Origin of the sequence: Kitasatospora sp. NPDC001527, assembly GCF_040298605.1 — a bacterium.
Classification (GTDB): Bacteria; Actinomycetota; Actinomycetes; order Streptomycetales; family Streptomycetaceae; genus Kitasatospora.
Genome location: NZ_JBEPAM010000031.1, coordinates 1 through 15,249, shown reverse-complemented (window position 1 = coordinate 15,249; position 15,249 = coordinate 1). Strand labels below are relative to the sequence as shown.

Genomic DNA, 15,249 nt, shown 5'->3' with positions numbered 1-15,249 from the left:
AGGGTGGGTCGGAACGGACGCCCGCCACCCGCGGGCCGCGGACGCCCGCACGACTCTGACATGCCCGCCCACCCCGCGGGAAGTGCCCGGCTCGACGCCGTGGTCCCCCGCGCCGCGCCGGATCAGAGCCGCGAGGTGTCGAGGTCCAGGCCGAACGGCTCCGGGAGGCGGACCGGCGTCCCGAAGGGATGCGGCCCGTCCTCGACCGCGTAGCCGAGCCGGGTGGGGTCGCTGAACAGCGTGCAGGTGCGGGCCTGCCGGTCGACCAGCAGGTACAGCGGCGCGCCGTACTGGCCGTGGCGGCGGCGCTTGACCGTCCGGTCGGTCTCCGCGTTCGACGGCGAGCCGACCTCCACCACCAGCAGGGTCTGGTCGGGGAGCAGCGCGCCCTCGGTCTTCGCCGCCAGGTCCGCCGGTACGACCGCGAGATCGGGGACGTACCAGTTCTCCGATCCGGGCAGGTCGAGGTTGCCGGAGCCGGACACCAGCCCCAGCGCCTCCAAACGGGGCGTCAGCTGCCGGCGGACGGCCTCGGCGGCGCTCTCGTGCGCCCACGACGGCGACATCGGAGTGATGACTCCTTCGATGATCTCGGCGCGATCGCCCGCGACATGCTGGATCGCGTACTTCAGCGCCCGCTCGGGATCGGCAACCGCGCTGTAGTCGCCGGGGATGTGGGGGGCCGTGCTCATGACGCTCTCCTCCGGGCCGGACGCTCTCGTCACCGCAGGTACGGGATCAGCATACCGACCGTAAACGCCTGGTGTGGTGACCGGTCGTCGGCCACGATGGGCGCATGACCATGGAATCGCAGCGCAGGGCCGCCCCGCTCACGTACATCGCGGAGCCGCCGGGGGTCGCGCCGGGGACGGGGTACACGCAGGTCGTGTCGGGGAGCGGGCGGCTGGTGGCCGTGTCGGGGCAGGTCGCGTTCGACGAGGAGCGGCGGCTGATCGGGGAGGGGGACCCGAAGGCGCAGGCGCGGCAGGTGTTCGAGAACCTGCGGCGCTGTCTGGCGGCGGCGGGGGCCGACTTCTCGCGCGTCGTCAAACTGACGTACTTCGTCACCGACATGGCGTACATGCCCGCCATCCGCGAGGCCCGCGACGAGGCGCTCGGGGACGTGCCGCTGCCGGCCTCGTCGGCGATGCAGGTCGCGGCGCTGTTCCTGCCGGAGGTACTGATGGAGATCGAGGCCTTCGCGGTGGTACCGGAGTAGCCGCTCAGAGCGCCACCGCCGCCTCGCCCCGCCGCCGGGCCCACCGGACGGCGGGGCCCATCGCGAGGCCCGCGCCGGCGAGCAGCGCGCCGAGGACGGCCCAGCCGGCCAGCCCGTGGCCGATGACGGCGGTCGACACGACGGCCGGGCCGATCATCATGCTGGCGGAGCTGCCCGCGTTGAAGACGCCCTGGTAGGCGCCGTGTGCCCGCTCGCCGGCCAGGTCGTAGCTGAGCGCCCAGGTCCCGGCCTGGCCCAGCACCTCGCCGACCGCCTGGAGCGCGACACCGGCGAGCACCACCACGGCGGCGAGTTCGGCGCGGGCGCCGTGGGCGAGGGCGATCACCAGGCAGGACGCGGCCAGGATCAGCCCCGCCCGGCCGCAGGCCCGCGCGGCGGCGGCCGGGTGCTCGGTGCCCCGGGTGGCGCGGACCTGGAACGCGATGACCAGCACGGTGTTGACGGCCAGGGTGGCGGCCACGGTGATCCGGGGCGCGTCGGTCTGCTGGACGATCCACAGCGGCACGCCGACCTCCAGCATCGCGAACTGCAGGGCGAGCACCGAGCTCAGCGCCGTCACCAGCAGGAACGGCCCGTCACGCAGCGCCGGGTTGGGCTCGCGGGCCGGCCGCCGCGCCGTCCCCCGCTCACCACGCACCGCACCCGCCTTGCCCGCCTTGCCCGCCGCCTCACCCACACCGCCCGCGCGGCCCGGCACCGGCAGCCGGTGGAACATCACGGCGGCCGCCAGGTACGAGACCGCGTCGGCCACGATCGCCACCAGGTAGCCGGCGCGCGAGTCCACCTGGAGCGCGATCGCGCCGACGCCCGTGCCCAGGCCGAGCCCCACATTGGTCACCACCCGCAGGTAGGCCCGGCCGGCCACCCGCTCCCGGGCGGGCAGCACCTCGGCGTACAGCGCGTTGCGCACGGCGGCCCCGCCCCGGTCGGCGACGGCGACCAGGCAGGCGAGCACCACGAAGGCCGGGTAGCCGCCGACCAGGGTGTAGCAGGCGGTGCCGAGGCCGGTGAGCGCGGTCAGCGCCACCAGGATCGGCCGGCTCCCCCAGCGGTCGGCGGCCCGCCCGGCGGGCACGCTCGCGAGGGTGCCGCAGAGTCCGGCGGCGGTGAGCGCGAGGCCGAGCTGCGCCGCGCTCAGGCCGAGGAAGCGGGTGAAGAACAGCACGCCCACGGAGAGCGAGAGCCCGCTGCCGAGGGTGTTGAGCAGGGTGATCCGGGCGAGCCGGCGCACCGTCGGGTCCGGGTGCAGCAGGCGGGAGGCCCTGGACGCGGGCAGCGCGGGGCTCGGTGCGGCGTTCGGCGCCGGTGGGGTGGTCATGCCCACGATCCCACCCCGGCACGGCCCCCGGGCCGTACTGATTTAGGCTCGGCCTAAAACGTCAGGGGGACGGCGTGCACCGGTTCAAGCTCGATCTGGCGGACCTCGCCACCACCTGGTTCGCCTGCTCGCCGATCCAGGAGGCCGCGCTCAGTCTGCGGATGTGGACCCACCCGGGCGTCTACCACCTGCAGTCCCCCGCCTTCGAACGGCTCCGGCCCTCCTTCGCGCGGCTGTCGAACCGCGAACTGCTGCTCTCCCTGGTCTCCGCCAACCGCTGGGTCCCGGACTTCCTGACACCCCGTCCGGTCACCCCCTCCCCGGACTTCCGCAGTGAGCTGGCCACCGTCCGGGCGCTGCCGCCCGAGCAGTTGCGGCCGGAGCTGGAGCTGACCTTCCTGCTGGACCCCCGGCCGATGCCCGCCGGACTGGCGGACGGCCTGGCCGATCCGGCCCGGCTGCTGGCCCGCATCGCGGACGCGCTGGAGGAGTACTGGGAACACTGCCTGGCGCCCGCCTGGTGGCCGCAGGCGCGCGCCGTCCTGGAGGCGGACCTGGTCTACCGGGCGCGGGTGCTGGCCCAGCAGGGCGCGGCGGCGCTCTTCGCCGACCTCGACCACCGGCTGCACTGGGCGGACGGCATCCTCTCGATCAACCGGAACTGGTCGGACTGGGACGGCGAGATCACCGTCGACGGGCGCGGGCTGGTCCTGGTGCCGACCTTCTTCGCCCGCGGCGCGATCACGATGATCAGCAACGACCGCGCCCCGCAGGTCAGTTACCCGGCCCGCGGCCAGGCGGGGATGGCCGGCCCGCGCCCGCCGACGACCCCGCGCGCGCTGGAGCAACTGCTCGGCGCGCCCAAGGCCCGGCTGCTGGCACTGCTGGCCGAACCGGCCTCCACCACCGACCTCGCCTACCGGCTGGGCGTCACCCCGGGCGCGGTCAGCCAGCACCTGGCGGTGCTGCACGCGACCGGCCTGGTCACCCGCGCGCGGCACGGCCGCTCGGTGCTGTACGCCCGCGGTCCGCTCGGCGACGAGCTCTGCGGCGGGCCGCGTCCCAGCTGACCGGCCCGGTCCGCCGGATCCGGCCAACTCCTGAGTGGTACAGACCTGTTGACGCATTGGTCTGTACCTCCTACAGTGCCCATGCCCCCGTCTCCCCACGGCGGCGGGCATGTCACACCCCCGGTACCACCCCCGTACGGTTCGGCGTCACCCTGTCCAACCCCCACAGTCGCAGGGAGAACCATGTCCGTTCGATCCCGCACGCGCCGAGGCCGCCACCGGCTGCTCGCGCTGCTCTCCGTCCTGCTCCTCCCGCTGGCCGCGATCACCGCCCTGGCCACCCCCGCCAGCGCCGCCGGGAAGCTCACCGCCGCCTTCACCGGCGAGAACAGCGGTTCCTGGTGGAAGGGCACCTACATCGTCAGGAACGACAACACCACCGCCGTCAACGGCTGGACCCTGGAGTTCGACCTCCCGGCCGGCGTGACCATCCAGAACAGCTACAACGGCACCGCGACGGTCAACGGCCGCCACGTCACCGCCGTCGCCGCGTTCTACAACGCCAACGTCCCCGCCGGCCGGACCACCGAGCCGTACAGCTTCTGGTTCGTCGCCAACGGCCCGATCGGCACACCGACCGGCTGCCGGATCAACGGCGACAAGTGCGACGGCAGTTCGGACGTCCTGCCGTCCGCCCCGGGCACCCCGACGGTGACCGACTCGACGGCGCACAGCCTCGCGCTGAAGTGGCCCGCCGCGACCGGCGGCGACTTCCCGGTCGCCTCCTACGAGGTGCTGAACGGCACCGCCGTGGTCGGCACCAGCGCCACCACCGACACCGTGGTCACCGGCCTCACCCCGGCGACCAGCTACACCCTGACCGTCCGGGCCAAGGACACCCGCGGCAACCTCGGTCCGGCGAGCGCGCCGGTCACCGCCTCCACCTTCGACCCGTCCACCGATCCGACGCCGCCCACCGCGCCCACCAACCTCCGCACCACCGCGGTGGGTTCGAGCGACGTGACGCTCGCCTGGAACGCCGCCACCGACAACCTGAAGGTCGCCGCGTACGACGTCTACCAGGACGGCACGCTGGTCCGCACGGTGACCGGCTCCACCCTGACCGCCACCGTCGGCAGCCTCTCCCCGTCCACCTCCTACACCTTCACCGTCAAGGCCCGCGACGGCGCCGACAACGCCTCCCCCGCCTCGGCCGCGCTCAAGGTCACCACCTCCGACCTGGTCGGCGCCGGCAAGTACGCCCGGGTCGGCTACTTCACCCAGTGGGGCATCTACGGGCGCCAGTACTTCGTGAAGAACCTCGACACCTCGGGCAGCGCCGCCAAGCTCGACGTCATCAACTACGCGTTCGAGAACATCGACCCGGTCAACCTCACCTGCTTGGCGGGCGTCACCAAGGGCACCACGTCCAACCCGCAGGACCCCGACCAGGGCACCGGCGCGGGTGACGCGGACGCCGACTACGCCCGCCCGATGAGCGCCGCCCAGTCGGTCGACGGCGTGGCCGACGACGGCTGGGGCAAGCTGCGCGGCAACTTCAACCAGCTGAAGAAGCTCAAGGCCAAGTACCCGCACCTCAAGATCGTCGCCTCGCTCGGCGGCTGGACCTTCTCCAAGTACTTCTCCGACGCGGCGGCCACCGACGCGTCCCGGCAGAAGTTCGTCAAGTCCTGCATCGACGTGTGGATCAAGGGCAACCTGCCGGTCTACAACGGCGCGGGCGGCGACGGCGTCGCGGCCGGCATCTTCGACGGCATCGACATCGACTGGGAGTGGCCCGGCTCGCCCGACGGCCACGCCGGCAACCACTACAGCGCCAACGACAAGGACAACCTGACGGCGCTGCTGGCCGAGTTCCGCAAGCAGCTCGACGCGCTCGGCGGCTCGCACAAGCTGCTGACCGCCTTCACCCCGGCCGACCCGGTCAAGATCAACCAGGGCTGGGACCTCTCGAAGATCTTCAACTACCTGGACATCGCCAACATCCAGGGCTACGACTTCCACGGCGCCGGCAGCGACAACTCGTGGGAGCCCAACCGCACCGGCCACCAGGGCAACCTCTACGTGGACACCCAGGACCCGTACACCACGCACTTCAGCGTCGAAGGGGCCGTCAAGCCCTACCTCGACGCCGGGGTCAACCCGCGCAAGCTCACCATCGGCCTGGCCTTCTACGGCCGAGGCTGGCAGGGCGTCGCGGACGGCGGCGTCAAGGGCGAGTGGCAGAGCGCGACCGGCGCCGCCCCCGGCCAGTTCGCCGAGGAGGCCGGCACCCGCGGCTACAACAACCTGATCACCACCTTCCCCAACCTCTCCGTCCAGCACGACGAACAGTCGGTGTCCACCTACGGCTACACCGGCGCCGGCGGGCAGTGGTGGACCTTCGACGACACCTGGTCGATCGGCAAGAAGACGGCCTGGCTGAAATCCAAGGGCCTGCTCGGCGCGATGATCTGGGACATGACCGGTGACACCCCGGGCGGCACCCTGATCAACGCCGTCGACGGCGGCCTCAAGTAGCACCACGGATCGGAGCACACCGGGTCCGGCGGGGCACCAGCCCCGCCGGACCCGGTGTCGTGCCGGGCGCCGCCGGATCAGCGCGAGGCGAGGGCGGCCAGGCGGCGGGCCGAGCGGTACTGGCGCAGCACCTGGGCGAAGGTGAGGTGTCCCTGGGTGGTCCGGGCGAACGCCCGCCAGGCCGGGTCGACCAGGCAGACCGCCGCGTGGAACAGGTACGGCCGGCGCTCGAAGGCGTTCAGCATCTGCTTGCCGGCCCGCATCTCCACCCCCAGGCCCGCCTTGATCGCGAACGCGTAGTTCAGCGCCTCGCGCCGGACCTCCGCCGCCGTCCCCGCCTCGGCCACCTTGACCGCCCACTCCCCGGCCAGCCGGCCCGAGCGCAGCGCGTACGAGATGCCCTCGCGGGTCCACGGCTCCAGCAGCCCGGCCGCGTCGCCGGCCACCAGGACCCGGCCGCGCGACAGCGGCGAGTCCTCGGCCCGGCAGCGCGTCAGGTGCCCGGACTCCACGCTCGGCGGGAAGCCCGACAGGCCCAGCCGCCGGATGTAGTCCGCCAGGTACTGCTTGGTCCGCTCGCCGTCGCCGCGCGCCGAGATCACCCCGACGGTCAGGCTGCCGGACTCGGTCTTCGGGAACACCCAGCCGTAACTGCCGGGCAGCGGGCCCCAGTCGAGGTGGATCCGGCCGGCCCAGTCGGCGGCGACGTCCGCCGGGACGGGGATCTCCGCCTCCAGACCGAGGTCGATCTGGTCGAAGGAGACACCGACGTGCCGGCCGATCCGGCTCGCGCTGCCGTCCGCGCCGACCACGGCACGCGCCTCGAAGCTGCGCCCGTCGGAGGCGGTGACCAGCGCCGTCCGGTGCTCGCCGCCGCGCTGCTCGACCCCGGTGACGGTCACTCCGGTGACCAGCACCGCCCCGGCCTGCTTGGCCGCCTGGACCAGGCGCAGGTCGAACTCGTCCCGGTTGACCAGGCCGAACAGCATCCGCTTGGAGCGCCGGGTCCGGGTGAACCGGCCGCCGTAGGCGAAGGTGACGGCGTGCACCCGGTCCTGGAGCGGCAGCCGGAAGTCCGGCGGCAGGCTGTCCCGGGAGGGGCCGATGATGCCGCCGCCGCAGGTCTTGTACCGGGGGTGCTCGGCCTTGTCGAGCAGCAGCACGCGCCGGCCCTGCACGGCCGCGGCGTGCGCGGCGGAGGAGCCGGCCGGCCCGGCACCGACCACGACGACGTCCCAGACGCCGTCCAACGGGTCCGGCCGGTCGGGCCCGTCGGCCTCGGCGTCGATCGGGCTACGAGAATCGGGGCTTCCGGAGTCAGTCACGGGCAGCAATCCTATGCGGCCACCCCCGCCACCGTCGGCCGCACCGCCCCGAACGCGCGACCGAATCCCCGGTCGGAGGTACCCGGCGCACCGCTCCCCGCGGGCGCCGCCCCGGTCGGCCTATGATCGGCATTACCCCCCGTCAACGCCGGTTCGACCGCACCACCCCTTCGGGCGAACCGGCCCGCACCCGGAGCACCCGATGCCGCAGCAGCCCCTGGCCGACGCCGTCCGGTCCCTCATGGACCGCGCCCGCACCGACCTCGCCGACCTGGTCGCCTTCCCCTCGGTCGCCGACCCGCGCCAGTTCCCGGTCGAGGAGTGCGAGAAGGCCGCCCGCTGGGTCGCCGACGCCTTCGCCGCCGAGGGCCTGACGAACATCCGGCTGCTGGACACCCCCGACGGCACCCGGTCCGTCTACGGCGAGCTCCCCGGCCCGGCCGGCGCGCCGACCGTGCTGCTCTACTCGCACTACGACGTCCAGCCCCCGCTCGACGAGGACGCCTGGCTCAGCCCCGCCTTCGAGCTCACCGAGCGCGACGGCCGCTGGTACGGGCGCGGCGCCGCCGACTGCAAGGGCAACATCCTCATGCACCTGACGGCCCTTCGGGCGCTGCGCCAGGTGGACGGCGGCTACCCGGTCGGCCTGAAGGTCATCGTCGAGGGCTCCGAGGAGCAGGGCACCGGCGGCCTGGAGCGCTACGCCGAGGCCCACCCCGAACTGCTCACCGCCGACGCCATCGTGATCGGCGACACCGGCAACTTCGCCCCCGGCCTGCCGACCGTCACCGCCTCGCTGCGCGGCATGACCGTCGTCGACGTCTCGGTCCGCACGCTGGCGGGCAACCTGCACTCCGGTGCCTTCGGCGGCGCCGCCCCGGACGCCCTGCAGGCGCTGGTCAAGGTGCTCGCCTCGCTGCACGACGAGAACGGCGACGTCGCGGTGGCCGGCCTGGCCACCGACCAGGCGTGGAGCGGCGTGCAGTACCCCGACGAGCAGTTCCGGGCCGACGCCCGGGTGCTGGACGGGGTCGCGCTCACCGGCACCGGCACCGTCGCCGACCGGCTCTGGGCCCGGCCCTCGGTCACCGTGCTCGGCATCGACGCCCCGCCGGTGATCGGCGCGACCTCCTCCGTGCAGGCCTCCGCCAAGGCCTCGGTCAGCCTGCGGGTGCCGCCGGGCATGGACACCGCGGCCGCCCAGGAGGCGCTGGTCACCCACCTGGAGAGCCAGGTGCCGTTCGGCGCCCGGGTCACCGTGGAGCGGCAGGGCAACGGCGCGGCGTTCAGCGCCGACACCTCCGGCCCCGCCTACGAGGCGATGGGCGAGGCGATGGCCGAGGCCTTCGGCATCCCGATGGTGGCCTCCGGCGAGGGCGGCTCGATCCCGCTCTGCAACACGCTGCGCACGCTCTACCCGCAGGCCGAGATCATCCTGATCGGCGTCGAGGAGCCGACCACCCAGATCCACGCGGTCAACGAGAGCGTCGACCCGCTGGAGCTGGAGCGGATGGCCCTCACCGAGGCACTGTTCCTGCGCCGCTACGCCGAGCTGCGCTCCGTCTGACGCTCCACCGCTCCGCCGCTCCGCTCCCGCGCGTCCGGCACCACCGGGGCCGCGCCGTCCACCCGTGACGGCGCGGCCCCTGCCGCTACCCGGGCGTGCCCGCCGTTCCCGCCGCACCGCGGCGGACCGCCGCCACGGCCGACCGGGCCAGCGCCCACCCGACCGCACCGGCCGCGAGGCCGGCCCCCGCCCCGAAGCACAGCTCCGCGAGCGGCCCGCGCCGCAGCGGCGCGAACCGGTGCACCACCCCCGCCGCGGTGGCCGCCCCCAGCACCACCGCGCCCGCCCGCCGGGCCTGGTCCGACAGCTCCACGGCCGGGCGGACCGGCTCCACCGCCCCGGCCGCCCGGACGGCGTACCCCGCCACCGCGGCCAGCGCGGGCGCCGAGGTGCCGTACTGCAGCACCTCGTACAGCGGCTGCCCGCCCGCCACCGGCCGCTCCAGGGCCGGCACCAGCCGGGACCCGAACCGGCCCGTGTGGGTGAAGCCGTCCCAGCCGACGTGGCTCGCCGCGCCGGCCGCCGCCGAGAGCGCGAACCACCCGAGGTCCGCGCCCGAGGGCCGCCCCCGCCCGGGCCGGCGGGCCGTCAGCGCCTCGGCCGCGCCCGCCCACCGGCCCGGGAGCAGCGCGACCAGCGGCCCGCGCACCAGCCCGTGCCAGCCGGCCACCAGGGCGGCCGCGAGCGCCACGTCCACCGTCGGCACCGCCCACCAGCGGTGGGTCACCCCGCCGTGCCGGTACACCCCGGGCAGCAGCGACTCGGCGAAGAACGGCACGTCGGGCGCCAGCGACCCGGCGACCAGCGCCGACGCGACCAGCGGCCCGCGCTCCCCCGCCGCGCGCAGCAGGGGCAGCACGGCGGCGGGGTGGCTCAGCGTGAACGGCATGTGCTCATCCTGACGCCACCGGCCCGGCGCCGTCCCCCGCGCCCGGTGCGCCCGCGGGGCGCGCGCCGTCCGCGCTCACGCCGCGTCGGCGGTCCGCGCCAGCCCGACGCCGGCCCGGTGCCCGGCCTCCAGGTAGCGCAGCTCCCCGCAGCGGCGGGCGTCCAGCGCGGCCGCCAGCCGCCGGTACCGGCCCGGGGGCAGCAGCGCGGCGGCCTCCTCCAGGCTGACGAACCGCCAGCCGCGCAGCTCCTCCTGCTGGAGCAGCAGCCCCTGCCGGGCGGTGGCGTCCAGCAGTCCGCCGTCGAAGACCAGGCGCAGCCCGCCGCGGCGCGGGCCGGTGCGCGGCTCCCAGTCGACGGCGAGCAGGCGCAGCACCGCCGGGTCGAGCCGCAGGCCGAGCTCCTCGGCGGTCTCCCGCAGCGCGGCGTCGGTGGGCGCCTCGCCGCGCTCGACGACGCCGCCGGGGAACTCCCAGTCCGGCTTGTAGACCGGGTCGACGAGCAGCACGCGGTCCTGCTCGTCGAAGAGCAGGACGGCGGCGGCCACGGTGTCCCCGGTCGGGTCGGGGCTCTGCACGATCGGGCAGCGGGCCGAGCCGTCGGCGACCAGCTGGGCGAGCCGGGCGGCGGTCTCGCGCGGGGTGAGGCCGGAGGTGTCGACGAGCCGGGCGTCGCGGCGCAGCCAGCGGCGCGCGGCGCGATAGCGCGGCAGGTGCTCCAGGCACCACCGGCGGATCCGCTCGCTGTGCTCCGGGTCGTCCGGGATCTCCTCGCGCTGGGCTATGCGCTCGCGCAGGATCGTTTCTTCAGGGTCCAGGACGAGGTGGTGCACGGCGATGCCGTGGGAGGCCAGCGACCCGAAGATCTCGTCCCGGTAGTCCTCCCGCAGCAGCGTCATCGGGACCACCAGCGGCCCGGGGACCTCACCGAGCAGCGCCGCCGCCGTCTCCGGGACGAGCCGGCGCCAGGCCGGCAGGTCCTGGAAGTCCGACACCGCCGCCATCCGGTCGGCCGGCAGCATCGCGCGCAGTCCGAAGCCCACCAGCTCGGGATCGAACAGGATGCTGCCCGGCAGCATCTCCACCAGTTCGCGGCAGGCGCTCGTCTTGCCCGCCCCGAACGTGCCATTGACCCAGACGATCACTCACGCCCCCTGATCCTCGACCTCCCCCGGCGCCGTGCGCACCCGGGTGGCGCCCCCGTCCGTCGAACCAGCGCCACCCGAGGTGGTACCCCCGCCGCGCCGGTCCCCATACCTCCACGTCCGGCCCGCTCCTGGCGGTTCCGCATTCCGCTTGACAGGGGCATGTGCCCAGTTCAGAGGGCCTGCGACGATTCCCGTACGACCCCTGCCACGCCGGAGCGCGCGACCCCGGGCCGCCGGAGTCCGGCCACATGGCGCGCGCCCCCGCCGCACCTCCCGCGCCCCACCGTGCGCAGGGCTCACGCCGCCGCGCCGGTACCGGGTACCGGCGCGGCGGCGTGAGCACGGCTCAGGGCCGGCCCATGTGGGTCGGGTAGTAGCCGCTGCTGAGCCGCGAGACCCGGATCGAGGTGCCGGGCCGGGCGGCCTCCACGTACTGGTTGTTGCCCAGGTAGATCGCCACGTGGTGGATGCCGCGCGCCGTGCGGTCGTCGGACCAGAAGAGCAGGTCACCGCGGCGCAGCTGCCCGGCCGTCACCGGCGTGGTGGCCGCGTACTGGTCGTTGGCGACCCGCGGCAGGGAGACGCCGGCGCGCCGGAAGGACTGCTGGACCAGGCCGGAGCAGTCGAAGCCGTCCGGCCCGTTGCCGGCCGTCCGGAACGGCTTGCCCAGCTGCGCGAGCGCGAAGTCCACCGCCGACTCGACGTCACCGCCGGACGCCGGAGCCGCGTCCGAGGACTCCGCCGAGGACCCGGCGGAGGACGCGGCCGCCGAGTCCGCCGACGAGGAGCCGGAGGCCGCCGCGCCCGCCTCCGACCCGCCGGTGCGCTCCAGGTAGACGTCGTAGTGCGAGGTCCAGCGCCACTGGCCCTGGCTGTTGCGGAACCAGTACCGCGACCCGTCCCACCCCTGGGTGATCCCCCCGGAGGAGCCGGCCGCCCTGGTGGTGGACGTCCCCGGGGCGGTGCCCGACGCCGGGGCCGAGCCGCCGCTGCGCGCCAGGTAGACGTCGTAGTGCGCCGTCCAGCGCCAGTGGCCCGAACTGTCCTTGAACCAGTACCGCGACCCGTCCCACCCGGCGTGGGCCGGCGCCGGCTCGGCGGCCGCGCTCCCCACGCCGGTGCCGAGGCCGATCACGCCGGCGCCGGCCGCGATCACGGCCACCATGCCTATCCCCCGGCGGACCCGCGCCGCACGGGAAGGACGGCCCCCCGCCGCCGGCCGGGGGGAGGAGGTGGTGGGCTGCCCGGTCGCGTCGTCGGCGGCACCCGGTGCGCCGGTGTTGACGGTCGTCATGCTGCTGTCTTCCTTCGCTGATCGCGCCGAGCGCGCCGAGCGCGCCGAACGCTGGGAGCTGAACGCTGGACGCGGTGCTCGGGGCCCCGTCGGCCCCGGCCGCGCCGCATGTCACGTTAAGCACGCGTCCGGTCACAGCGCGCAGTGGAGTGCGCCAAAGGAAGGCTCACGCAAGGTGAGCGACCGTCACCCGACCCGGCGCCGGGTGACCGCCCGTCACCCGTCCGCCGCGTCCGTCAGCAGTTGCTTCTTCAGCACCTTTCCCAGGGCGTTCCTGGGCAGTTCGGGCACCAGCACCACCCGGCGGGGCCGCTTGTGCACCGAGAGCCGCTCCGCCACGAAGGCCGTCAGCTGGTCCCCCGTCACGGAATCCTCCGGAACGACGAACGCCACGATCGCCTGGCCGAGGTCCTCGTCCGGCGCGCCGACCACCGCCGCGTCGGCCACCGCCGGGTGGTCGCGCAGCGCCGCCTCCACCTCGCCGGCGCCGATCCGGTACCCGCCGCTCTTGATCAGGTCGACGGAGGCGCGCCCGACGATCCGGTGGAAGCCGTCCGGGCCGATCACCGCGACGTCCCCGGTGCGGAACCAGCCGTCGGCGGTCCAGGCCTCGGCGTCGGCGTCCGGCCGGTTGAGGTACCCGCGGAACAGGGTCGGCCCGGCCACCTGGAGCTCGCCGACGCTCTCGCCGTCGTGCGGCACGGGCCCGCCGTCCTCGCCGACCAGCCGGGTGCGCACCCCCGCGACCGGCAGGCCGACGCTGCCCGGGCGGCGCTCGCCGTCGGCCCGGGTGGAGACGGTGATCAGCGACTCCGTCATGCCGTAGCGCTCGATCGGGGCGTGGCCGGTCAGCGCGGCGAGCCGTTCGAACACCGGCACGGGCAGCGGGGCGCTGCCGGAGACCAGCAGCCGGGCCGAGGCGAGCCGGCCGGCCGCCTCCGGATCGCCCGCCAGCCGGGACCAGACGGTCGGCACGCCGAAGTAGAGGCTGCCGCCCGCCGCCGCGTACCCGGCGGGGGTGGGCCGTCCGGTGTGCACCAGCCGGCTGCCGGTCCGCAGCGCGCCGAGCACGCCGAGCACCAGCCCGTGCACGTGGAACAGCGGCAGGCCGTGCACCAGGGTGTCCTCGGCGGTCCACTGCCAGGCGTCGGCGAGCGCGTCGAGGTCGGCGGCGACGGCGGAGCGGCCGATCATCGCGCCCTTGGGCGCGCCGGTGGTGCCGGAGGTGTAGAGCACGAAGGCGGTCGCCGCCGGGTCCGGCTCGGCGTACGTGGTGGCGGAACGCTCGCGCAGGTCGACCGGGAGCCCGGCGATCCCGGCGTCCTGCGGCGGGGTGTCGGCGGCGGCGTGGGCGAGCAGGGCGGCGCCGGAGTCGCGCAGGATGTGCGCGCGCTCCTTGGGCCCGGAGTCGGGCGGCAGCGGCACCACCGGCACCCCGGCGAGCAGCCCGCCGACGACGGCGGCCACCGTCTCGGCGGTGGGCCGGGCGAGCACCGCGAGGGCGGGGGCGCCGGCCACCCGGTCGGCGACGGCGGTGGCCGCGCCGAGCAGCTGCTCGCGGGAGAGCCCGGGGCCGTCGGAGATCCGCAGCGCGTCGTCCGAGTCGCCGAAGCCGCCCTGAAGCGCCGTCAAGAGTGTCATGCGTCTGCCCTCGCCCCTGTCCACGATGTCCCGATGGTCGACGGCGCGCGCCGGTCCGCGACCCGCGCCGCCGACCGACTCTACGGGCCGCCGGCGGCCGGCCGTGCGTCCGGGCGAACGACAACGGGGGCGCGCCCGGGGAATTCCCGGGCACGCCCCCGTGCCGACGACCGCGGACGGATCAGCCCTTGCGGGCCTTGACCTCGGCGGTGAGCCGCGGCAGCACCTCGAAGAGGTCGCCGACCACGCCGTAGTCGGCGAGCTCGAAGATCGGGGCCTCGGGATCCTTGTTGACGGCCACGATGGTCTTCGAGGTCTGCATGCCGGCCCGGTGCTGGATGGCGCCGGAGATGCCGTTGGCGACGTAGAGCTGCGGGGAGACCTGCTTGCCGGTCTGGCCGACCTGGCTGCTGTGCGGGTACCAGCCGGCGTCGACGGCGGCGCGCGAGGCACCGACGGCCGCACCGAGGGCGTCCGCCAGCTCCTCGACCACGCCGAAGCCCTCGGCGGCGCCGACGCCGCGGCCGCCGGAGACCACGATCGCGGCCTCGGTCAGCTCGGGGCGGCCGGTGGAGACCCGCGGGGTGCGCGAGACGACCTTGGCGGCGTTGCCGGTGAACGCCACGGTGACGTTCTCCACCGCGCCGGCGGCCGGAGCGGCCTCCGGGGCGACGGCGTTCGGCTTGACGGTGATCACCGGGGCGCCGTGCGACACCCTGGACTTCACCTGGAAGGAGGCGGCGAACACCGACTGGGTGGCGACCGGGCCGCTGTCACCGGCCTCCAGGTCGACGGCGTCGGTGATGATGCCGGAGCCGATCCGCAGGGCGACGCGGGCGGCGACCTCCTTGCCCTCGCCGGAGGAGGTGACCAGCACCGCGGCCGGGCCGGCGGTCTTGGCGATCTGGGCCAGGGCGTCCACCTTGGGGACGACCAGCTGGTCGGCGAACTCGGCGCCGTCGGCGACGTACACCTTCGCGGCGCCGTACTCGGCGGCCTTCGCGGCCAGCTCGGCGGCCTTCTCACCGGCGCCGAGGACGACGGCGGAGGGCTCACCGATACGGCGGGCCAGGGTCAGCAGCTCCAGGGCCGGCTTGCGGACCGCGCCGTCGGCGTGGTCCACGAGAACCAGGATCTCAGCCATGATTCATTGCTCCTGATCGATCGTTGGATGCGCGGGAACGCGGGGTGACTAGATGAACTTCTGCTCGGCGAGGAAGCCGGCCAGCGCCTTGCCGCCCTCGCCCTCGTCCTTGACGACCGTGCCCGCGGTACGCG

The 15,249-nt window shown here is 74.9% G+C and carries 12 protein-coding genes and 1 pseudogene; 4 read left to right on the top strand and 9 right to left on the bottom strand.

The window, feature by feature from the left end:
• Positions 1-122: 122 nt before the first annotated feature.
• Positions 123-692: a Uma2 family endonuclease gene (locus ABT238_RS24950; RefSeq protein ID WP_350790754.1), complete on the bottom strand. Its 570-nt coding sequence runs from the start codon at positions 690-692 to the stop codon at positions 123-125.
• A 104-nt stretch (positions 693-796) separates the two neighbouring features.
• On the opposite strand from ABT238_RS24950, the gene ABT238_RS24945 reads away from it, so the two are divergent.
• The gene (locus ABT238_RS24945; RefSeq protein ID WP_502884325.1) at positions 797-1,219 is read left to right on the top strand and encodes a RidA family protein; all 423 of its coding nucleotides are present in this window, start codon (positions 797-799) and stop codon (positions 1,217-1,219) included.
• A gap of 4 nt (positions 1,220-1,223) precedes the next feature.
• Here the strand turns inward: ABT238_RS24945 and ABT238_RS24940 are convergent, their stop codons facing one another.
• A complete protein-coding gene (locus ABT238_RS24940; protein ID WP_350790733.1) occupies positions 1,224-2,558 on the bottom strand; it encodes an MFS transporter in 1,335 nt (444 codons plus the stop codon).
• 74 nt (positions 2,559-2,632) lie between these two features.
• Between ABT238_RS24940 and ABT238_RS24935 the strand changes: the two genes are divergently transcribed.
• Entirely contained in the window at positions 2,633-3,628 is a 996-nt protein-coding gene (locus tag ABT238_RS24935; RefSeq protein WP_350568913.1) for an ArsR/SmtB family transcription factor, read from the top strand.
• A 183-nt stretch (positions 3,629-3,811) separates the two neighbouring features.
• On the top strand, positions 3,812-6,109 hold the full coding sequence (locus ABT238_RS24930; protein WP_350790701.1) for a glycosyl hydrolase family 18 protein: 2,298 nt from the start codon (positions 3,812-3,814) through the stop codon (positions 6,107-6,109).
• Positions 6,110-6,186: 77 nt separating this feature from the next.
• Here the strand turns inward: ABT238_RS24930 and ABT238_RS24925 are convergent, their stop codons facing one another.
• Positions 6,187-7,398 (bottom strand): geranylgeranyl reductase family protein, encoded by a 1,212-nt coding sequence (locus tag ABT238_RS24925; RefSeq protein WP_350569020.1) that lies wholly within the window; start codon positions 7,396-7,398, stop codon positions 6,187-6,189.
• A 238-nt stretch (positions 7,399-7,636) separates the two neighbouring features.
• Here ABT238_RS24925 and ABT238_RS24920 point away from each other — a divergent pair, with 238 nt between their 5' ends.
• The gene (locus ABT238_RS24920) at positions 7,637-9,001 is read left to right on the top strand and encodes a dipeptidase (protein WP_350568910.1); all 1,365 of its coding nucleotides are present in this window, start codon (positions 7,637-7,639) and stop codon (positions 8,999-9,001) included.
• A gap of 85 nt (positions 9,002-9,086) precedes the next feature.
• On the opposite strand, the gene ABT238_RS24915 is transcribed toward ABT238_RS24920, so the two are convergent.
• The 6 genes and pseudogenes from ABT238_RS24915 to ABT238_RS24890 form a co-directional block, all read right to left on the bottom strand.
• Positions 9,087-9,890, bottom strand: coding sequence for a DUF4184 family protein (locus tag ABT238_RS24915; protein WP_350790680.1), 804 nt, complete (start codon positions 9,888-9,890; stop codon positions 9,087-9,089).
• Between the two features lie 75 nt (positions 9,891-9,965).
• Positions 9,966-11,033 (bottom strand): NUDIX hydrolase, encoded by a 1,068-nt coding sequence (locus ABT238_RS24910; protein ID WP_350568908.1) that lies wholly within the window; start codon positions 11,031-11,033, stop codon positions 9,966-9,968.
• Positions 11,034-11,382: 349 nt separating this feature from the next.
• Positions 11,383-12,330: a C40 family peptidase gene (locus tag ABT238_RS24905; protein ID WP_350790657.1), complete on the bottom strand. Its 948-nt coding sequence runs from the start codon at positions 12,328-12,330 to the stop codon at positions 11,383-11,385.
• 216 nt (positions 12,331-12,546) lie between these two features.
• Positions 12,547-13,971, bottom strand: coding sequence for an acyl-CoA synthetase (locus tag ABT238_RS24900; protein ID WP_350568904.1), 1,425 nt, complete (start codon positions 13,969-13,971; stop codon positions 12,547-12,549).
• Between the two features lie 181 nt (positions 13,972-14,152).
• A complete protein-coding gene (locus tag ABT238_RS24895; RefSeq protein WP_350790627.1) occupies positions 14,153-15,115 on the bottom strand; it encodes an electron transfer flavoprotein subunit alpha/FixB family protein in 963 nt (320 codons plus the stop codon).
• 48 nt (positions 15,116-15,163) lie between these two features.
• Positions 15,164-15,249: pseudogene (locus ABT238_RS24890) on the bottom strand (electron transfer flavoprotein subunit beta); the annotation flags it as partial.

Excerpts from the sequence above, each read along its gene's own strand:
- ABT238_RS24950 (WP_350790754.1), bottom strand. The coding sequence starts at position 692 with ATGAGCACGGCCCCCCACATCCCCGGCGACTACAGCGCGGTTGCCGAT.
- ABT238_RS24945 (WP_502884325.1), top strand. The coding sequence starts at position 797 with ATGACCATGGAATCGCAGCGCAGGGCCGCCCCGCTCACGTACATCGCG.
- ABT238_RS24940 (WP_350790733.1), bottom strand. The coding sequence starts at position 2,558 with ATGACCACCCCACCGGCGCCGAACGCCGCACCGAGCCCCGCGCTGCCC.
- ABT238_RS24930 (WP_350790701.1), top strand. The coding sequence starts at position 3,812 with ATGTCCGTTCGATCCCGCACGCGCCGAGGCCGCCACCGGCTGCTCGCG.
- ABT238_RS24920 (WP_350568910.1), top strand. The coding sequence starts at position 7,637 with ATGCCGCAGCAGCCCCTGGCCGACGCCGTCCGGTCCCTCATGGACCGC.
- ABT238_RS24915 (WP_350790680.1), bottom strand. The coding sequence starts at position 9,890 with ATGCCGTTCACGCTGAGCCACCCCGCCGCCGTGCTGCCCCTGCTGCGC.
- ABT238_RS24905 (WP_350790657.1), bottom strand. The coding sequence starts at position 12,330 with ATGACGACCGTCAACACCGGCGCACCGGGTGCCGCCGACGACGCGACC.
- ABT238_RS24900 (WP_350568904.1), bottom strand. The coding sequence starts at position 13,971 with ATGACACTCTTGACGGCGCTTCAGGGCGGCTTCGGCGACTCGGACGAC.
- ABT238_RS24895 (WP_350790627.1), bottom strand. The coding sequence starts at position 15,115 with ATGGCTGAGATCCTGGTTCTCGTGGACCACGCCGACGGCGCGGTCCGC.